The sequence below is a fragment of the Pseudomonas sp. CNPSo 3701 genome (genome assembly GCF_028674975.1).
GTDB classification, from domain to species: Bacteria; Pseudomonadota; Gammaproteobacteria; order Pseudomonadales; family Pseudomonadaceae; genus Aquipseudomonas; species Aquipseudomonas straminea.
Genome location: NZ_JAQZSI010000005.1, coordinates 167,471 through 186,748, shown reverse-complemented (window position 1 = coordinate 186,748; position 19,278 = coordinate 167,471). Strand labels below are relative to the sequence as shown.

Sequence of the window (19,278 nt, the reverse complement as noted above, 5' to 3'; positions counted from 1 at the left end):
GAGTAAAACTTCGGCTGGATAATTACTCCCGGGCTGTCGGGAGATAAGCATTGCCGGCTATTCTCGGGTTTATAGCTAAAGCCCACAAAAGGAAAATAGCGATGCCAGGCATGATTAAAACTCATGGTGAAGGTCGTTGAACCGGTACTTGCCGCCTTTATATGCGTTGCGCGCCTTCGAGGCTGCGGCGCGGCATTTGTCCTTTACCCGCGCTGCCGATGAGCTAGCGATCACTCAGAGTGCGGTCAGCCGGCACATTCGTACCCTCGAAGAACACTTTGCCTGCCGGCTGTTCGAGCGCCGTGGTCGCGCGCTGCACCTGACCGAGCCGGCGAGTCTGTTGCTGCCGGGCGTGCGCGAGGGCTTCGAGTCCCTGGAGCGGGCCTGCGCGCCCTTGCGGGTGGAGGAGGGCACCCTGCGCCTCAAGGCGCCCTCGACCTTGACCATGCGCTGGTTGCTGGCGCGTCTGTCGCTGTTTCGCGCCCGGCACGCCGATCTCGAGGTGCAGCTCACCAGCGCCTGGATGGATCTCGATCGGGTGGATTTTCTCCATGAGCCTTTCGATTGTGCTGTGTTGCTCGGCACCGGCACCTTCAGCAACGAATGGCACAGCGTGCGGCTGTTCGAGGAATGGCTGATTCCCGTCTGTGCGCCTGGTGCCCTGGGCGAAAAGCCTTGGGATGTGGGACGCCTGCAACAGGCCGAGCTGGTGCACCCCACGCCTGACCGTCGTGACTGGCGCCGCTGGCTGCAGGCCATGGGCTTGAGCGACCAGGTGTCGCTCAAGGGCGGCCAGGTGTTCGACACCCTGGAGCTGGGCATCGTCGCCGCCGCCCGTGGGTACGGCGTGTCGATCGGCGACCTGGCCATGGTCGCCGAGGACGTGTTGTTGGACCGCCTGGCGTTGCCCTGGCCGACCGCCGTGTTCAGCGGCGAAAGCTATTACCTGGTTTGGCCCAAGGCGCGCCGTGGCCAGGAGCGTTTCGAGCGGCTGGCCGAGTTCCTGCTCGCGGAGGTCGCCGCCATGCAATTGCCCAAGGTCGAGCTACGCCGCTAGAAAAGCAATAAAAAATCTCAGAAACGAGACTTTTTCATTACCCCACGTAAAAAATGTGGTGATAGCGTCATGATGGCCATTGACGCACTAAAACTCTCAAGTATTCTCCGCGCTCGCCGAATTACAGGCTGATCATTATTTATTCAATTTCTCCATACAGGGACGATGGAGCTCGGAGATTTTCATGAACCAACCCCGTTCCCGTATCGCCTGGCAATTGGCGACGGCCCTCGCTGCCATGCTGGTGCTGCTGATCAGTGTCAGTACCGTATTCGCCCTGCGCTCGCTGAGCAGCGCCAACCTGGTGACCCGCGAAGAGCACCTGGGCAGCGAAGCGCGCCTGCTGGCCGACCAGCTGAGCACCTTCCACGAAAGCCTGCGTGAAAGCACCCAGCGCCTGGCCGGCCTGTTCGAGCGCCGCTTCAGTGGCGGCCTGCGCGTCAGCCCGGACGAACGCGTGACCGTCGGCGCTCTGCAGGCGCCTGCCCTGTACTTGGGCAACACCCAGCTGAACAACGATTTCAGCGAAGTCGATGAATTTCGCCGCCTGACCGCCGGTGTGGCGACCATCTTCGTGCGTGATGGCGACGACTTCGTGCGCGTGACCACCTCGCTGACCAAGCAGGACGGTGGCCGCGCCATCGGCACCGTGCTCGACCGCAACCATCCGGCCTACGCCCGCCTGCTGGCCGGCGACAACTACGTCGGCCGCGCGCTGCTGTTCGAGCGCTTCTACATGACCCAGTACACGCCGGTACGCGACAGCGCGGGCCGGGTGATCGCCGTGTTGTTCGTCGGCTTCGATTACACCGACGCGCAGAACGCCCAGTTCGCCAACCTGCAGCGCTTCCGTATCGGCAGCACCGGCTCCCTGGCGCTGCTCGACGATCAGAACAAATGGCTGGTGGCGCCCTTCAGCGCCAAGAATCCCGAGCAACTGACGGGCAACATGACCAAGGTGCTTGGTACTCCGGGCAAGGGCGGTTTCTGGAGCGATGGCGAGCAGCAGTTCTACAGCGTTGCTGTGCCCTTCGCCGGCGGCCCGTGGACCGTGGTGGCTAGCATGCCAGAACAAGAGATCCAGGCGGTGACCTGGAGCGTCGGCAGCCAGTTGGCCATCGGCAGCCTGGTGACCCTGGTTCTGGCCGTGCTGGCGGTGATCTGGCTGCTGCGCCGCAAGCTGCGCCCGCTGGGTGATCTGGTCGAGCAGGCCCAGGCCCTCGGCGCCGGTGATCTGAGCGTGCGCCTGCAGGTCAAGAGTCACGACGAGATCGGCGAGCTGTCGCGCAGCTTCAACCAGATGAGCGAGGCGCTGTCGACCATGGTCGCGCGCATCCGCGGCGCCGCCGGCAACGTCAGCCAGCGCGCCGAAGCGCTGTCCGGCCTGTCGCGTGGTGCCTATGAAGGCATCGAGCAGCAGTCCGGCGAGATCAGCAGCATGGCCGGCGCGGTAGAGGAATTCAGCGCCACTTCGCTGAACATCGCCGACAACATGCGCAGTACCGAGCGCATGGCCAGTGAGAACGCCAGCCAGACTCGCATTGGCCGCACCTCGATGGAAGAAGCGTCGGCTGCCTTGGAGCAGATTTCCCAGTCGGTCAACAGCGCCGCCAAGGTCATCGACAGCCTGGGCCAGCGTTCCCAGGAAATCGGCGGCATTCTCAGCGTGATCACCTCGATTGCCGACCAGACCAACCTGCTGGCGCTCAATGCGGCCATCGAGGCAGCGCGTGCCGGCGAGCAGGGCCGCGGTTTCGCCGTGGTCGCCGACGAGGTGCGCAGCCTGGCCGGTCGGACCCGCGAGGCGACCACCGAAATTTCCAGCATGATCAGCAGCATCCAGGGCGAGACCAGCAGTGCGATCAGCACCATGGAGCAGGGCCGCCAGCTGATGCAGAACGGCCTGGAACTTAATGCCAAGGTCGCCGCGGCGCTGACCCATATCGCCGAGCAGACCAGCGCAGCCGGCGAGCAGTTCGCCGCCATCACCACCGCCACCGCTGAGCAGAGCAGCACTGCCACGGTGCTGAGCAGCAACCTGCAGAGCATCGCCCTGGCCAACGGCGAGCAGCGCGAAGTGATCGCCAATCTGGCGCACACTTCCAAAGAGCTGGAAACCCTGGCCAGCGACCTGCACCGCGAAGTCGAGCGCTTCCGCTAAGCCCGCCCTCCATAGGCTGGCGCTGCCTACTGGCGCCAGCCGTCTTGCGAGCCCCGATTCCGGGGCTCGTCTACGCTTGAAGTCATCATCCTGAAAAGCCTCGGTGCCAGGCTGTCGCCCCGGTGTGCTGAGTGCTCGTGCAGCCCGCGGCTGTGCAGCATTTCGCCGCGATTCGTGTGGAATCCGAAACGCCTGGAAAATCAGTTTCCGTCACGGGCAATTTTTGATTGATCTGAGCGAGTCATGGTCTTAAAGTCCGCGCCCGAACGTCCATGCTGGCAACGATCCATTCGGCTCAAGTACTGACGACGAGAGGTTGTTCGACCTGTTTTCAGGTCAGGCAATTCTCGGCGACATGCCTTGGGAAGTAGGCGAACCAAAGTGGGGAAACTGATCAGACGTTCCTGGCCTGGCAACAGGCTTTCCGGCCGATTGCAGAATCGGTCGCCCCCGACGTTGAACCTGTGCCCGGTTCAACTGCCCGAATCCTAGTGTTCATGGTTTAGCCATTTGGAGACCCGCATGTCGATCAAGGTCGAAGACTACTACCCACGCGAAACCTTCAACAAAATGAAGGCCTTCGCCGACCAGCAGGAAACCCCGTTCGTGGTGATCGACACCGCGATCATCAGTCAGGCCTACGACGACCTGCGCGCCGGTTTCGAATTCGCCAAGGTGTACTACGCCGTCAAGGCCAACCCGGCCATCGAAATCATCGAGTTGCTGCGCGACAAGGGTTCGAGCTTCGACATCGCCTCGATCTACGAGCTCGACAAGGTGATGTCCGCCGGCGTGGGCCCGGAGCGCATCAGCTACGGCAACACCATCAAGAAGGCCCGCGACGTCCGGTACTTCTACGAGAAGGGTGTGCGCCTGTTCGCCACTGACTCCGAAGCCGACCTGCGCAACATCGCCAAGGCCGCGCCGGGCTCGAAGATCTACGTGCGCATCCTCACCGAAGGCTCGACCTCGGCCGACTGGCCGCTAAGCCGCAAGTTCGGCTGCCAGCCGGACATGGCGCTGGATCTGCTGATTCTTGCCAAACAGCTCGGCCTGGTGCCCTACGGCATTTCCTTCCACGTAGGCAGCCAGCAGCGCGACATCGATGTGTGGGACGCGGCCATCGCCAAGGTCAAGGTGATCTTCGAGCGTCTGAAAGAAGAAGACGGCATCGAGCTGCAGATGATCAACATGGGCGGCGGCTTCCCGGCCAACTACATCACCCGCACCAACAGCCTGGAAACCTACGCCGAGGAAATCATCCGCTTCCTCAAGGAAGATTTCGGCGACGAGCTGCCGGAAATCATCCTCGAGCCGGGCCGTTCGCTGATTGCCAACGCCGGCGTGCTGGTCAGTGAAGTGGTGCTGGTGGCGCGCAAGTCGCGTACCGCCGTCGAGCGCTGGGTGTACACCGACGTGGGCAAGTTCAGCGGCCTGATCGAAACCATGGACGAGTCCATCAAGTTCCCGATCTGGACCGAGAAGAAGGGCGAGATGGAAGAGGTGGTGATCGCCGGCCCGACCTGCGACAGCGCCGACATCATGTACGAGCACTACAAGTACGGCCTGCCCCTGAACCTGGCTAGCGGTGACCGCCTCTACTGGTTCTCCACTGGTGCCTACACCACCAGCTACAGCGCCGTGGAATTCAATGGCTTCCCGCCGTTGAAAGCCTTCTACCTGTAAGCCTCGCTGCACCGCCAAGCGCCCGCACCCGTTGCGGGCGTTTTGCTTTGCGCCTGTCGGTATTGCGCCTTGCCAGCGGGAAGTGGGCGGCGCGAGAATGCAGGCAACTCTCCGCGGTATTTAAGGATCCCCGATGCCCGATCCCGTTGCAGCCGGCCTGCGCCTGGCGCCCGATGCACTCACCCGTCCCTTCTCGCCCAAGCAGTTCGCCTTCACTACCACCGATGACCTGGAACCCTTCCGTGGCGTACTCGGCCAGGAGCGCGCCGTGCAGGCGCTGCAGTTCGGCGTGGCCATGCCGCGCCCCGGCTACAACGTATTCGTCATGGGTGAGCCGGGCACCGGCCGCTTCTCTTTCGTCAAACGTTACCTGCAGGCCGAGGGCAAACGCCTGGAAACGCCGCCGGATCGGGTTTACGTCAACCACTTCGACGAGCCCCGCGAACCCCGCGCGGTGGAGCTGGCGCCCGGCACCGCCAGCGAGTTCATCGCCGACATCAACGCATTGATCGACAACCTGCTGGCCACCTTTCCGGCGGTCTTCGAGCATCCGTCGTTCCAGCAGAAGAAGAGCGCCATCGACCGCGCCTTCAACAAGCGCTACGACCAGGCGCTGGACGTCATCGAGCGTTTGTCCCTGGAGCGCGGCATCGCTCTGTACCGCGACAGCACCAACATCGCCTTCACGCCGATGCTCGACGGCAAGGCCCTGGACGAGGCCGAATTCGCCCAACTGCCGGAAACCGAGCGCGAGCGCTTCCACGCTGATATCGCTGCCCTGGAAGAGCGCCTCAACGAGGAGCTGGCCAGCCTGCCGCAGTGGAAGCGCGAGTCGAGCAACCAGTTGCGCCAGCTCAACGAGGAAACCATCACCGTGGCGCTGCAGCCGCTTTTGGCGCCGCTGTCGGAGAAGTACGCCGAGAACGCCGGTGTGTGCGCCTACCTGCAGGCCATGCAGGTGGATCTGCTGAAAAGCGTGATCGACCTGCTGATCGAGGTGGAAAAGCCCGATGCCCAGACCCGCAAGCTGCTCGAAGAGCTGTACTGCCCGAGCCTGATCGTCGGTCACCACGTCGATGGCGGCGCGCCGGTGGTGTTCGAGCCGCACCCGACCTACGACAACCTGTTCGGCCGCATCGAGTACAACACCGACCAGGGTGCGCTCTACACCAGCTATCGGCAGCTGCGTCCCGGTGCGCTTCATCGCGCCAATGGCGGTTTCCTGATCCTTGAGGCTGAGAAATTCCTCAGCGAGCCGTTCGTCTGGGAGGCGCTCAAGCGCGCCCTGCAGTCGCGCAAGCTGAAGATGGAATCACCGCTGGCCGACCTCGGTCGCATCGCCACCGTGACCCTGAATCCGGAAACCGTACCGCTGCAGCTCAAGGTAGTGATCATCGGTTCGCGCCAGCTGTACTACGCGTTACAGGACGCCGATCCGGACTTCCAGGAGATGTTCCGGGTGCTGGTCGACTTCGACGAGGACATCCCGCTGGCCGACGACAGCCTGGAGCAGTTCGCCCAGCTGATGAAGACCCGCACCACTGAAGAGGGCATGGCGCCGCTCACCGCTGCTGCGGTGGCTCGCCTGGCCACCTACAGCGCGCGCCTGGCCGAACACCAGGGGCGGTTGTCGGCGCGCATCGGCGACCTGTTCCAGCTGGTCAGCGAGGCGGACTTCATTCGCAATCTGGCCGGCGAAGCGGTCACCGACGCCGACCATATCGAGCGTGCGCTCAAGGCCAAGGCCACCCGCACCGGGCGCGTCTCGGCGCGGATCATCGACGACATGCTCGCCGGCATCATCCTCATCGACACCGTCGGCGCGGCCATCGGCAAGTGCAACGGTCTGACCGTGCTGGAAGTCGGCGACTCGGCCTTTGGCGTGCCGGCGCGCATCTCCGCCACCGTTTATCCGGGCGGTTCGGGCATCGTCGACATCGAGCGTGAGGTCAACCTCGGCCAGCCGATCCACTCCAAGGGCGTGATGATCCTTACCGGTTTTCTCGGCAGCCGCTACGCCCAGGAATTCCCGCTGGAGATTTCGGCGAGCATTGCCCTGGAGCAGTCCTACGGTTACGTCGATGGCGACAGCGCCTCGCTCGGTGAGGTGTGCACGCTGATCTCGGCGCTGTCGCGCACGCCGCTCAAGCAGTGCTTCGCCATCACCGGGTCGATCAACCAGTTCGGTGAGGTGCAGGCGGTCGGTGGCGTCAACGAGAAGATCGAAGGCTTCTTCCGCCTCTGCGAGGCCCGCGGGCTGACCGGCGAGCAGGGCGCGATCATCCCGCACTCCAACGTCTCCACCCTGATGCTCGACGAGCGTGTTTTGCAGGCCGTGCGCGCCGGGCAGTTCCATATCTACGCCGTGCGCCATGTGGATGAGGCGCTGAGCCTGCTTGTCGGTGAGGATGCCGGCACGCCAGACGACAAGGGCCATTTTCCCAAGGGCAGCGTGAACGCGCGGGTGGTCGAGCGCTTGCGCGAGATCGCCGAGATCGGCATGGGTGAGGAAGAAAAGCCTGAACAGGCCAAGGAAGCGCTAACCGCGGCGCTGCCGGAGAAGCCCAAGAAGCCCCGGGCGAAAAAGCCGACCGCGGAGTAGGGCGGTTGGCGGGCTGATCACTCGCTGATCGGCTCGCCCGCCACCCTTCAGTCGGCGGCATGGGTTGTTTGCACACCTGTCATGCACAAGGTTATCCACAGTTTGTGTGTATAAACCTGTCTTTGCCAGCGGGCGCTACAGGTGTAGGCTGCAGGTCTGTCTCTGCGAGGATCGCCGCCATGTCGCGTAGCCTCTGCCTGACCCGTGATTGCCTCGGCGTGACCACTCGCATCGAGTGCGTGGCGCTGCCCCTGGCGGGCGATCAAGGGCTGTGGACGCTGATCTGCGTCGCCGGCCTGACTGCCCGACAACCCTCCGCTGTCAAGGCGCAAGGCCCATTCCACGGGCCTCTGGTGGTCGAGCGCCTGCTCGATGACATTGCCGAAAGCCTCGCCGCCCAGGGTTATGGCCCCTGCCACGAACCGCTGATCTGGCGCCTGCACGCCCAGGCCCAGTTGCGCCGTTTGAATGGTGCTCACGGCGCGTCCCGGCCCGTATCGCTGTCCTGGCCCGAGAGCTGAAGCGGCAGTGTGGAACCGTTCGTAGGGCGACCGGCTGGTCAGCCCGGCAACGCACGGCAGATAATCTTATCCACAATCACCAATAGGCCTCGAGCTTGGCCGTATTCAGCCCATGCGCCGCGGCTTGCCTGTACTTGAGCGCTGGGTATACTCGCTCGCCTGTTCACCACCTGTGAGAGCCCATGGAACGCTTTATCGAGAACGCGATGTACGCATCGCGCTGGCTGCTGGCCCCCATCTATTTCGGTCTGTCACTGGGCCTGCTGGCGCTGGCCCTGAAGTTCTTCCAGGAAATCTTCCACATCCTGCCCGGCATCTTCAGCATGGCCGAGGCCGATCTGATCCTGGTGCTGCTGTCGCTGGTCGACATGGCCTTGGTCGGCGGCCTGCTGGTGATGGTGATGATGTCCGGCTACGAAAACTTCGTTTCGCAGCTGGATATCGACGACAGCAAGGAAAAGCTCGCCTGGCTCGGCAAGATGGATTCCAGCTCGCTGAAGATGAAGGTGGCGGCGTCCATCGTGGCGATTTCCTCGATCCACCTGTTGCGGGTGTTCATGGACGCGCGCAACCATGATCCCGAGCACCTGAAGTGGTACGTGATCATCCACATGACCTTCGTGGTCTCGGCCTTTGCCATGGGTTACCTGGACAAGCTGACCAAGCACTGATCACGGCCTCATCCGAACGCCCGGTTTTCCGTGAGGACTACCGGGCGTTTTGTTATCGGCGTGGTGACAATCGTATAGTGGTACTTCTTGCCTGGGAGACATGCCATGACTCTGCCCGAATTGCTGCGAGCGGCTCGCGATGGTGCGGTGAGCGAACTCGAATTGATTTCCCTGGAAGGCGGCATCTACCTGCTGCAGATTCTCGGCGTCGAGCAACGCGCCTACCTGCGCGACGAGGCGGGGCGCAACCTGCACCTGCGCTCGGTGGAACATGCTCGTGACCTGCTCGAAGAGCTGCCGGACGTGCCGCTGTTTCTGGTGCATGCCTCGGCCTACGACGAGATGTGCGGCCTGCCGACCGGCGCCCGCGACGCCCTGCGTGTACCGGTCGGCCTGCGTAGCCGCTGGTAACGCGCGGGCGACGGCTTGAACCGTGATAGGCTAGCCGGCCTTTTTTCCTGCTAGCGGAGCGGCGATATGTCCGAACTCGATCTTTCCACTGACGAAGCACGCGTCAGCTACGGCATTGGCCGTCAACTTGGTGGCCAGCTGCGCGACAACCCGCCGCCGGGCGTGAGCCTGGATGCCATTCTGGCTGGTCTGCGCGATGCTTTCGCCGGCCAGGAGAGCCGCGTCGGCGAGGCCGAACTGTCGGCCAGCTTCAAGGTAATCCGCGACGTCATGCAGGCCGAAGCCAAGGCCAAGGCCGACGCGGCTGCCGGCGCCGGCCTGGCCTTCCTGGCCGAGAATGCCAAGCGCGAAGGCGTCACCGTGCTGGCCTCCGGCCTGCAGTACGAAGTGCTGACCGCGGGCGAAGGCGCCAAACCATCACGTGATGACAGCGTGCGCACCCACTATCACGGCACCCTGATCGACGGCAGCGTATTCGACAGCTCCTACGAACGTGGCCAGCCGGCGGAATTCCCGGTCGGCGGCGTGATCGCCGGCTGGACTGAGGCCCTGCAACTGATGGGTACTGGCAGCAAATGGCGCCTGTACGTGCCGAGCGAGCTTGCCTATGGCGCCCAGGGCGTTGGCAGCATCCCGCCGCACAGCGTGCTGGTTTTTGATGTCGAGCTGCTCGACATCCTGTAAGCACCTGCGAAGTCTGCTGCGCGTCGGCCCTGCGGCGTTAAAAAATAGGCGAGAAGCTCATGTGCGACAGTACAGTCGGTCGCGACCCCGGCCGCTTCTTCGCCTATTTTTTGTGGGGACGAATAGGCATTGCAGGGCTCTAGCTCGCGAGCCTTCGGATAAGCATCACGGGCGCAAGGCCCGGGCATAGCAATACAGGAACAGGCTGCGCACCAGTTCCTTGAGGATCAGCGGCTCGCTCGAGCTCAGCTCGTGCAGATCCAAATCACCCTGCTTACGCAATTCGTCCAGAGCCTCCTCTTCGAGTAAGGCGCAGACTTCGCCGGTCTCGCGGTGCAGGATGCGCAGGTAGGGATGAGGGCGGTCCAGCCAGGCGTCGATTAGATAGGTCATGCTCGCATCTCCCTGAGTGATTGGTAGATGTGAGAATAATTCTTATTACGTTAATGGCAAGGTTTAATCGTACCGCTCGTCGATAGCGTGGCTGACGGAGTGGAAAGGGGGGGCATAAAAAAGCCCGTCGTGGGGACGGGCTTCTTGTGATGCGATGCCTGAGTGGTCAGTGCGTGCGGGCCACGGCGAAGTGGCTCAGCTCGACCAGGGCGTCGCGGTAGACGCTGGCCGGCAGCACTTCCAGGCAGGCGATGGCACGCTCGGCGTACTGGCGTGCCTGATTGGCGGTGTAGTCCAGAGCGCCGGCGGCTTGCACGGCTTCGCGGATGCTTTCCAGGTCTTCCAGGCCACCTTTCTGAATCGCCTTGCGCACCAGGGCAGCCTGCTCGGCGTTGCCTTCGCGCATGGTGTAGATCAGCGGCAGGGTGGGTTTGCCTTCGGCCAAATCGTCGCCGACGTTCTTGCCCAGAGTGGCGGCATCGCCCTTGTAGTCGAGCAGGTCGTCGACCAGCTGGAAGGCCACACCCAGGTGATCACCGAACAGGCGCAGCGCTTCGTTCTGCTCGGCGCTCGCTTCGGCCAGTGCCGCGGCGCTCTGGGTCGAAGCTTCGAACAGCATGGCGGTCTTGGCGCGGATGACTTCCATGTAGGTTTCTTCGGTCGTGCTGGCGTCGCGAATCTTTGATAGCTGCAGCACTTCGCCTTCGGCGATCACCCGGGTGGCCTTGGAGAGAATCCGCATCACCGGCATCGAGTCGAGTTCGACCATCATTTCGAACGAGCGCGAATAGAGGAAGTCGCCGACCAGCACGCTCGGTGCGTTGCCCCACTGGGCATTGGCGGTGCTACGGCCACGGCGCATGTCGGACATGTCGACCACGTCGTCGTGCAGCAGGGTGGCGGTGTGCAGGAATTCGATGGTGGCAGCCAGCAGGCGCAGGCGCTCGTCGTTCAGGCCCAGCGCCTTGCCACTGAGCAGTACCAGCAGCGGGCGCAGGCGCTTGCCGCCAGCGGATATGATGTAGTCGCCGATCTTCTCGACCAGCGGGACGCGGGACACCACTTGCTGACGGATAATGCCGTCAACAGCGGCGAAATCATCCGCTACCACACTGTAGAAAGTCTGGGGTTGCATCAGCGACATAAGCTCCTTGGACAGGCACTATCGGCCTTAATAGGCCCTAGTTTGCGCGGCATGCTAGGGGGCAGGGTGGGGGCTGTCAAGGCGATGGCAGGCGGCGCTTGCGCTGCTGAAGAGGCTTGCGTACAATCGCGCACCCTGAACTTCCCCCTGGGTATTTCCCTGCCTTACGCAATTGCACGGGTGTCCATCCGGCCCCGAGCAGCCATGCCAGCCAACAGTTATTCCTATAAAGCGCTGGGTGAGCAGGATCAACGGAGATTTACCATGTACGCAGTAATTGTTACTGGTGGCAAGCAATACAAAGTCACCGAAGGCGAATTCCTCAAGGTCGAGAAACTGGAGCTGGCCGCTGGCGAAGCTCTGACTTTCGATCGCGTGTTGCTGGTTGGCAACGGTGATGACGTCACCATCGGCGCTCCTGTCGTCGAAGGTGCCAAGGTTTCGGCTGAAGTCGTTTCCCAAGGCCGTCACGATAAAGTGACCATCATCAAGTTCCGTCGCCGCAAGCACCACATGAAGCGTCAGGGCCACCGTCAGTGGTTCACTGAGATCAAAATCACCGGTATTCAGGCCTGATTCATTTCGCTTGAGCCCTTTATAGGAGTATTGAACTCATGGCACACAAAAAAGCTGGCGGTAGTACCCGCAACGGTCGCGACTCAGAAGCCAAACGCCTTGGCGTGAAGATGTATGGCGGCCAGAAAATCGTTCCTGGCAACATCATCGTGCGTCAGCGCGGCACCCAGTTCCACGCTGGCTACGGCGTTGGCATGGGCAAGGATCACACCCTGTTCGCGAAAATCGAAGGCGTGATCAAGTTTGAAGTAAAAGGTGCCTTCGGTCGCCGTTACGTAAGCGTCGTCGCGGCCTAATCGCGAAGTTGCTGGAAAAGCCCCGTCCTGCGACGGGGCTTTTTTGTTTCTGTATCCTGTTGCGCCCGGTTTGCCGCTTCGTCCGATTCGGCTTGTGGCAGGCGTGCAGGGTTGTGGGTTCTTGCCAAACTGTCCTGGGTTGACGCGGGTGGTTTCAGGGCAATTTCGCAAGCACCCGGTGTTTTCTGTTTCAGTGACCCGCGATTATGGCGGGAGGTGTACCCCATGAAATTCGTCGATGAAGTATCGATTTCTGTAAAGGCCGGCGATGGTGGCAACGGCATGATGAGCTTCCGTCGTGAGAAGTTCATCGAGAACGGCGGCCCTAACGGCGGTGATGGTGGCGATGGCGGCTCGATCTACATCGAGGCCATGGCCAACCTCAATACCCTGGTGGATTACCGCTATACCCGCCGTTTCCAGGCGCCCAATGGCGAGAAGGGCGGCAGCACCGACTGCACCGGCGCCAAGGGTGAAGACCTGATCCTGCCGGTGCCGATCGGCACCACGGTCATCGATGCCGGTACCCAGGAAGTGATTGGCGACCTGACCCAGGCCGGTCAGCGCCTGATGGTCGCCCAGGGCGGCTGGCACGGTCTGGGCAACACCCGCTTCAAGTCCAGCACCAACCGTGCGCCACGCCAGACCACGCCCGGCAAGCCGGGCGAGGCTCGTGATCTCAAGCTGGAGCTGAAGGTACTGGCCGACGTCGGTCTGCTCGGTCTGCCGAACGCTGGCAAGAGCACCTTCATTCGTGCGGTGTCGGCTGCCAAGCCGAAGGTCGCCGACTACCCGTTCACCACCCTGGTGCCGAACCTGGGTGTGGTCAGCGTCGACCGCTACAAGAGTTTCGTGGTCGCCGACATTCCGGGGCTGATCGAAGGTGCTTCCGAAGGTGCTGGCCTGGGTATTCGCTTCCTCAAGCACTTGGCGCGTACCCGCCTGCTGCTGCATCTCGTGGATATGGCGCCGCTGGATCAGACCGATCCGGCCGAGGCCGCGGCCACTATCGTCGCCGAGCTGACCAAGTTCAGCCCGGCGCTGGCCGATCGCGAGCGCTGGCTGGTGCTCAATAAGGCCGACCAGATCCTCGATGAGGAGAAGGAGCAGCGCATCGCCGAGATCGTTGCGCGGCTGGAGTGGGAAGGCCCGGTCTACGTGGTTTCCTCTCTGGCGCGAGAAGGCACCGAGCAGCTGTGCTACGACATCATGGATTTCCTCGAAGCGCGCGCCGAGCGTATTCAGGAGAACCCCGAATACGCCGCCGAGCTTGCCGAGCTCGACCAGCGCATCGAAGATGAGGCGCGTGCCCAGCTGCAGGCGCTGGACGACAAGCGTGCGCTGCGCCGCTCCGGTGTGCGGGCAGTGGGCGACGTCGACGAGGACGACAGCTTTTGGGATGAGGAAGACGACGAGGACGGCCCGGAAATCATTTACGTCCGGGATTGATGGACGACAGACGCCGCTTTTTAGCGGCGTTTTTGTAGGTTTGGCCGTTGCCGCCGGTGACGGCTTGCGAAAATGTGCTTCTGGCTGGGGTTGGAAAACATGCGTGACAAGGTAAGTGGTGCGCAGCGCTGGGTCGTGAAGATTGGTAGTGCCTTGCTGACCGCCGATGGCAAGGGGCTCGACCGTGGCGCCATGGCGGTGTGGGTCGAGCAGATGGTTGCGCTGCGGGCGCAGGGCGTCGAGCTGGTGCTGGTTTCCTCCGGTGCCGTGGCGGCGGGCATGAGCCGTCTGGGCTGGACGGCGCGCCCGAGTGCCGTTCACGAGCTGCAGGCGGCTGCCGCCATTGGTCAGATGGGCCTGGTGCAGGCCTGGGAGTCGAGCTTCGGCGAGCATGGTCGGCGCACCGCGCAGATCCTCCTGACCCACGATGACCTGTCCGACCGCAAGCGCTACCTCAATGCGCGCAGCACCCTGCGAACCCTGATCGACCTCGACGTGGTGCCGGTGATCAACGAGAACGACACCGTGGTCACCGAGGGCATCCGTTTCGGTGACAACGACACCCTGGCCGCATTGGTGGCCAACCTGGTGGAAGCCGATCTGCTGGTGATTCTTACCGACCGCGACGGCATGTTCGATGCCGACCCGCGTAACAACCCCGATGCCCAGCTGATCCACGAAGCCCGTGCCGACGACCCGACGCTCGACGCCGTGGCCGGTGGCGTGGGTGGTGCCCTGGGGCGTGGCGGCATGCAGACCAAGCTGCGCGCGGCGCGCCTGGCTGCTCGTTCCGGTGCTCACACGGTGATCGTTGGTGGCGCCATCGAGCAGGTGCTGGCACGCCTCAAGGCGGGCGAGCTGCTCGGTACTCTGCTGGTGCCCGAGCGCGGCATGCTGGCGGCGCGCAAGCAGTGGCTGGCCGGGCATCTGCAGACCCGCGGCACCCTGGTGCTGGACGATGGCGCGGTCAAGGCGCTGGTCTCCGACCGCAAGAGCCTGCTGCCGGTTGGCGTGAAGGCCGTGCAGGGAAGCTTCCGCCGCGGCGAGATGGTGATTTGCGTGGCGCCGGATGGTCGTGAGGTGGCGCGTGGTCTGGTCAACTACAGTGCCCTGGAGGCGCAGAAGATCATCGGTCGCCCGTCGGACGAGATCGAGCGCCTGCTCGGCTATGTCGACGAACCAGAGTTGGTACACCGCGACAATCTGATTCTGGTCTGATCTTCTGGGAGGTGGCGATGCGTAAGCTTCTGTTGGTTGCTGTGACGCTGATAGCACTGCCGCTGGGTGCCATGGCCGAGGAGATCGGCCAGGTTTCCACGGTATTCAAGTGGCTGGGCCCCAATGACAAGATCGTCGTCGAGGCCTTCGATGATCCCAAGGTTTCAGGGGTTACCTGCTACCTGTCGCGGGCCAAGACCGGTGGCGTGAAGGGTGGTCTCGGCTTGGCCGAGGATCGCGCCGAAGCTTCGATCGCCTGCCGTCAGGTCGGCCCGATCAGCTTTGCTGGTGAGCTCAAGGATGGCGATGAGGTCTTTCGTGAGCGTACCTCGCTGGTGTTCAAGACGATGCAGGTCGTACGCTTCTTCGATCAGAAGCGCAACACTCTGGTGTATCTGGTCTATAGCGACCGCATCATTGAAGGCAGTCCGCAGAACGCAGTAACTGCTATTCCGATCCTGCCTTGGCCGAAAGGTAGCTGAGTCGAGGGTCTTCGCCGCCGATCATCAGATCTTGAAGCGCGTCACCAGTGCATTGAGGTCCACGGCCAGGCGCGACAGCTCCTGGCTGGAGGCGCTGGTCTGGTTGGCGCCGGCCGAGGTCTGTAGCGACAGGTCGCGTATGTTCACCAGATTGCGGTCGACCTCCCGCGCCACCTGAGCCTGCTCTTCCGAGGCGCTGGCGATCACCAGGTTGCGCTCGTTGATCATGGCGATGGCTTTGGTGATCTGCTCCAGGGCGCTGCCGGCGGCCTTGGCGACCTCAAGGGTCGAATGGGCGCGCTGATTACTGTGCTGCATGGCAGTCACGGTTTTCTCGGTGCCGCTCTGAATGCCACCGATCATGCCTTCGATTTCCTGGGTCGACTGCTGCGTGCGGTGGGCGAGGGCGCGTACTTCATCGGCAACCACCGCAAAGCCACGGCCGGCTTCCCCGGCGCGTGCTGCTTCGATGGCTGCGTTGAGGGCCAGCAGATTGGTCTGCTCGGCAATCGAGCGGATCACGTCGAGCACCTTGCTGATTTCGCGAATCTGTTCGGCCAGGCGTTCCACTTCCCCGGACGTGTCAGTGACGTCGCGGGTCAGCTGGCTGATCGAGTCGACGGTTTCGCGCACCTGCTCGCGGCCGCGTAGTGCGGTGGTGTTGGACTCCTTCGAGGCTTCCGAGGTGCTCACCGCATTGCGCGCCACTTCCTCCACGGCGGCAGTCATCTCATTGACCGCTGTGGCGGCCTGATCGATTTCGGTGCTCTGCTGGTGCAGGCCGCGCGTGGAGTCTTCGGTTACCGCGTGCAGTTCCTCGGAAGCAGAGGCCAACTGGTTGGAGGAGTCGGCGATGCTCTGGATCGCCCCGCGCAGATTCTTCTGCATGGTCTGCAGGGCGCCCATCAGGCGTGCCGGCTCGTCGCTGCCGCGGATCTGGATACGTTGGGTCAGGTCGCCAGAGGCGATAACGTCGGCAACATTGAGGGCCTCGCCCAGTGGCTGCACGATGCTCCGGGTGAGTACCAGGGCCAGAATGATAGTGACGACAAGACTGGCAGCCAGGGTGGCGATGACCATCGCCACTGCGCTGTTGAAGGCGCTCTGGCTGGTGTCGGTCGATTGCTTCGCGCCCGCGTTGTTGAAGTTGGCGAGTTGGGTGATGGACGCTGCCAGTTCGTCGGCGAGGCCCACTAGTGGCCCGTTGATCAGGCTCACGGCATCGCCTGGGCGGTCGTTGCGCACGGCATTCACAACCTGTTGTTGCACATTGGCGTAGCTTTCGTAGGCGCTACGCAGCTGGTCGTACAGTTGTTGCTCGTTGGGGCCGCTGATCAGTGGGATGTAAGCATCGAACTGGCCCGGTATGGTTTTGGCGAGCTCGTCGAGGAGGGTGAGTGTGCTCTGCCGGTCGCCTTCATTGCTCAGTATTGTCACTCGTAGCGTGAGGGCGCGCAGGCGGCTGATGCCGTTGCTGATTCCCTCGCCGGCCATCAGCGAGGGCAGCCAGTTGTCGCGCAGCTCGTCCGCGGCATCGTCCATACGATTCATCTGCGACAGCGAGAAAATTCCGAGCCCCAGCACGATTGCTGCAAGCAGTGCGAACGCCAGGCTGGCACGTTTGCCAATGTCCAAACCTCTCAACCACATGACTCGTTTCCTTCCGGTCGCGCGCAGGTGTTTGCGCTATCGGTCTGGATATCGGCCGCTTCGCTTGTGGCTTGAATGGCTCTGGTGGGTTGGGCGGTTTGGGCGTGGAGGTGCTTTTCTGCAGGCAATAAAAAACCGGCCCTGAGGCCGGTTTCTCATGAAGCGGTACGCTTAGGCAGCTGCAGCTTGGCTCAGTGCTTTGACGTGACCGTTCAGGCGGCTCTTGTGACGAGCGGCTTTGTTCTTGTGGATGATGCCTTTGTCGGCCATACGGTCGATAACAGGCACAGCCAGAACGTAAGCAGCTTGTGCTTTCTCGTGGTCTTTGGCGTCGATAGCCTTGACTACGTTCTTGATGTAGGTACGAACCATGGAGCGCAGGCTGGCGTTATGGCTACGACGCTTCTCAGCCTGTTTTGCGCGTTTTTTGGCAGAAGGTGTATTGGCCACCGTCAAGCTCCTCGAAAACTAGGGGTTACTGACAAATAAGGCCGCGAATCATGCAGGCGAGCGCGGCACTTGTCAAGGTCGATACTGCGTCAGTCGTCGTCGGGCATGCGACGCGAAGGATGCTTTATCGCGTCGGCGATTCTACACTCCCGGCCGCACTGGCGTCGTCGCACCTTCGTGTGTCGGCGCGGTCTGTTGCTGGCGTGTGCTGCGCGCGCCGAATTCGATCCCGTAATTGCCGATTGAGCATCCCTGCCGAATGAATCTTCTCAAGTCGCTGGCCGCCGTCAGTTCCATCACCATGTTGTCGCGGGTTCTGGGTTTCGTGCGCGACACCATCATGGCCCGGATCTTCGGTGCGGGGATCGCCTCGGATGCCTTCGTGGTGGCCTTCAAGCTGCCCAACCTGCTGCGCCGCATTTTCGCCGAGGGCGCCTTTTCCCAGGCATTCGTACCGATTCTGGCGGAATACAAGACGCAGAAGGGTGAAGAAGCAACCCGCACCTTCGTGGCTTATGTCGCCGGTCAGTTGACGCTGATTCTCGCCCTGGTGACCCTGCTCGGCGTGCTGGCCGCGCCCTGGATCGTCTGGGCCTCGGCACCCGGTTTCAGCGACAACCCCGAGCGCTTTGAGCTGACCAGCGATCTGCTGCGGGTGACCTTTCCTTATATTCTGCTGATCTCCCTGTCGTCGTTCGCCAGCGCGCTGCTCAATACCTGGAACCGTTTCGCCGTGCCGGCTTTCGTGCCGACCCTGCTGAACGTCAGCATGATCATTTTCGCGCTGTTCCTGACCCCGTATTTCGACCCGCCGATCATGGCCATGGGCTGGGCCGTGCTGGTCGGCGGCCTGTTGCAGCTGCTCTATCAACTGCCTCACCTGCGCAAGATCGGCCTCTTGGTGCTGCCGCGCCTGAATCTTCGCGACAGTGGCGTGTGGCGCGTGCTGCGGCAGATGGGCCCGGCGATCCTCGGTGTGTCGGTGGCGCAGATCTCGCTGATCATCAACACCATCTTCGCCTCCTTTCTGGTCGCCGGCTCCGTGTCGTGGATGTACTACGCCGACCGCCTGATGGAGCTGCCGTCCGGGGTGCTAGGCGTCGCTCTGGGTACCATTCTGCTGCCTTCGCTGGCCAAGACCCACGCCGCCGAGGACCCGGCCGCCTACTCGAAACTGCTCGATTGGGGCCTGCGCCTGTGTATCCTGCTGGCGCTGCCCTGTGCCCTGGCGCTGGCGCTGCTGTCCGAGCCGCTGGTGGTGTCGCTGTTCCAGTACGGCAACTTCACTGCCACCGACGCCGAGATGACCCAGCGTGCTCTGCTGGCGTACTCGCTGGGCCTGTTGGGCATGCTGCTGGTCAAGGTGCTGGCGCCGGCCTTCTATGCGCGCCAGGACATTCGCACGCCGGTGCGCATCGCCATGTTCACCCTGCTGATGACCCAGGTGATGAATGTGCTGTTCATCTTCGTCATCCCCCTGGCCCATGCCGGCCTGGCGCTGGCCATTGGCCTGGCGGCCTGCATCAACGCCGGCCTGCTGTTCTGGAAGCTACGCGTCCGCGGCTTCTACCAGCCACAACCGGGTTGGGCGATGTTCGCCAGCAAGCTGCTGGCTGCGGTGCTGGTGATGGTTGTGGTGCTGGTCGGCATGCTCTGGCTTATGCCGGACTGGAGTCAGGGCAACATGCTGGCCCGCTTGCTGCGCCTTGGTGCACTGGTCGCAGCCGGTGCGCTGAGCTATTTCGCGGTGCTGGGTATCCTGGGATTCCGTCTGCGCGACTTCTCCCGCCGTTCGATTGCCTGATGGGCGGTACGGCGCTGACTGGC

Annotated in this window: 18 protein-coding genes and 2 pseudogenes; 15 read left to right on the top strand and 5 right to left on the bottom strand. The window is 62.7% G+C overall.

Annotated features, from left to right (window positions below; translation table 11 throughout):
- Positions 1 to 136: 136 nt before the first annotated feature.
- The 9 genes and pseudogenes from PVA39_RS17500 (at position 137) to PVA39_RS17465 (ending at position 9,793) form a co-directional block, all read left to right on the top strand.
- Entirely contained in the window at positions 137 to 1,057 is a 921-nt protein-coding gene (locus tag PVA39_RS17500; protein ID WP_274125143.1) for a LysR substrate-binding domain-containing protein, read from the top strand.
- Between the two features lie 184 nt (positions 1,058 to 1,241).
- Positions 1,242 to 2,363: pseudogene (locus PVA39_RS23530) on the top strand (Cache 3/Cache 2 fusion domain-containing protein); the annotation flags it as partial.
- The gene (locus PVA39_RS23525) at positions 2,358 to 3,218 is read left to right on the top strand and encodes a methyl-accepting chemotaxis protein (RefSeq protein WP_443200979.1); all 861 of its coding nucleotides are present in this window, start codon (positions 2,358 to 2,360) and stop codon (positions 3,216 to 3,218) included. The pseudogene PVA39_RS23530 and the gene PVA39_RS23525, both read left to right, overlap by 6 nt.
- A 522-nt stretch (positions 3,219 to 3,740) precedes the next feature.
- On the top strand, positions 3,741 to 4,904 hold the full coding sequence (locus PVA39_RS17490) for a type III PLP-dependent enzyme (RefSeq protein ID WP_093505460.1): 1,164 nt from the start codon (positions 3,741 to 3,743) through the stop codon (positions 4,902 to 4,904).
- A gap of 133 nt (positions 4,905 to 5,037) precedes the next feature.
- Positions 5,038 to 7,506, top strand: coding sequence for a Lon protease family protein (locus PVA39_RS17485; protein ID WP_274125141.1), 2,469 nt, complete (start codon positions 5,038 to 5,040; stop codon positions 7,504 to 7,506).
- A gap of 179 nt (positions 7,507 to 7,685) precedes the next feature.
- Positions 7,686 to 8,027 (top strand): PA4575 family protein, encoded by a 342-nt coding sequence (locus tag PVA39_RS17480; protein WP_093505456.1) that lies wholly within the window; start codon positions 7,686 to 7,688, stop codon positions 8,025 to 8,027.
- 182 nt (positions 8,028 to 8,209) lie between these two features.
- A complete protein-coding gene (locus PVA39_RS17475; protein ID WP_013789835.1) occupies positions 8,210 to 8,698 on the top strand; it encodes a TIGR00645 family protein in 489 nt (162 codons plus the stop codon).
- Between the two features lie 105 nt (positions 8,699 to 8,803).
- A complete protein-coding gene (locus PVA39_RS17470) occupies positions 8,804 to 9,109 on the top strand; it encodes a DUF6482 family protein (protein ID WP_274125139.1) in 306 nt (101 codons plus the stop codon).
- A 66-nt stretch (positions 9,110 to 9,175) separates the two neighbouring features.
- A complete protein-coding gene (locus tag PVA39_RS17465; RefSeq protein ID WP_274125138.1) occupies positions 9,176 to 9,793 on the top strand; it encodes an FKBP-type peptidyl-prolyl cis-trans isomerase in 618 nt (205 codons plus the stop codon).
- Positions 9,794 to 9,958: 165 nt separating this feature from the next.
- Here PVA39_RS17465 and PVA39_RS17460 read toward each other — a convergent pair whose 3' ends face one another.
- Positions 9,959 to 10,186 (bottom strand): PA4570 family protein, encoded by a 228-nt coding sequence (locus PVA39_RS17460; RefSeq protein WP_274125137.1) that lies wholly within the window; start codon positions 10,184 to 10,186, stop codon positions 9,959 to 9,961.
- A gap of 166 nt (positions 10,187 to 10,352) precedes the next feature.
- Entirely contained in the window at positions 10,353 to 11,321 is a 969-nt protein-coding gene (locus tag PVA39_RS17455) for a polyprenyl synthetase family protein (RefSeq protein ID WP_093505583.1), read from the bottom strand.
- Between the two features lie 273 nt (positions 11,322 to 11,594).
- Between PVA39_RS17455 and rplU the strand changes: the two genes are divergently transcribed.
- The 5 genes from rplU to PVA39_RS17430 all read left to right on the top strand — a co-directional run bounded on the left by rplU (position 11,595) and on the right by PVA39_RS17430 (position 15,351).
- Positions 11,595 to 11,906 carry a 50S ribosomal protein L21 gene (rplU, locus tag PVA39_RS17450; protein ID WP_013789840.1) on the top strand — a complete coding sequence of 104 codons (312 nt, stop codon included), beginning with the start codon at positions 11,595 to 11,597 and terminating at the stop codon, positions 11,904 to 11,906.
- 38 nt (positions 11,907 to 11,944) lie between these two features.
- Positions 11,945 to 12,202 (top strand): 50S ribosomal protein L27, encoded by a 258-nt coding sequence (rpmA, locus tag PVA39_RS17445; RefSeq protein ID WP_013789841.1) that lies wholly within the window; start codon positions 11,945 to 11,947, stop codon positions 12,200 to 12,202.
- Between the two features lie 225 nt (positions 12,203 to 12,427).
- Positions 12,428 to 13,651 carry an Obg family GTPase CgtA gene (gene cgtA, locus PVA39_RS17440; RefSeq protein WP_274125136.1) on the top strand — a complete coding sequence of 408 codons (1,224 nt, stop codon included), beginning with the start codon at positions 12,428 to 12,430 and terminating at the stop codon, positions 13,649 to 13,651.
- Between the two features lie 99 nt (positions 13,652 to 13,750).
- Positions 13,751 to 14,869: a glutamate 5-kinase gene (gene proB, locus PVA39_RS17435; protein WP_027909435.1), complete on the top strand. Its 1,119-nt coding sequence runs from the start codon at positions 13,751 to 13,753 to the stop codon at positions 14,867 to 14,869.
- Positions 14,870 to 14,886: 17 nt separating this feature from the next.
- On the top strand, positions 14,887 to 15,351 hold the full coding sequence (locus tag PVA39_RS17430; RefSeq protein ID WP_147176936.1) for a CreA family protein: 465 nt from the start codon (positions 14,887 to 14,889) through the stop codon (positions 15,349 to 15,351).
- 24 nt (positions 15,352 to 15,375) lie between these two features.
- Here the strand turns inward: PVA39_RS17430 and PVA39_RS23520 are convergent, their stop codons facing one another.
- The 3 genes and pseudogenes from PVA39_RS23520 to rpsT form a co-directional block, all read right to left on the bottom strand.
- A complete protein-coding gene (locus PVA39_RS23520) occupies positions 15,376 to 16,431 on the bottom strand; it encodes a methyl-accepting chemotaxis protein (protein WP_443200978.1) in 1,056 nt (351 codons plus the stop codon).
- A 30-nt stretch (positions 16,432 to 16,461) separates the two neighbouring features.
- Positions 16,462 to 17,001, bottom strand: a pseudogene (locus tag PVA39_RS23515) (MCP four helix bundle domain-containing protein); the annotation flags it as partial.
- A gap of 171 nt (positions 17,002 to 17,172) precedes the next feature.
- The gene (gene rpsT, locus PVA39_RS17420; RefSeq protein WP_070882692.1) at positions 17,173 to 17,451 is read right to left on the bottom strand and encodes a 30S ribosomal protein S20; all 279 of its coding nucleotides are present in this window, start codon (positions 17,449 to 17,451) and stop codon (positions 17,173 to 17,175) included.
- Positions 17,452 to 17,710: 259 nt separating this feature from the next.
- Between rpsT and murJ the strand changes: the two genes are divergently transcribed.
- Entirely contained in the window at positions 17,711 to 19,255 is a 1,545-nt protein-coding gene (gene murJ, locus PVA39_RS17415; protein WP_274125134.1) for a murein biosynthesis integral membrane protein MurJ, read from the top strand.
- Positions 19,256 to 19,278: the final 23 nt, after the last annotated feature.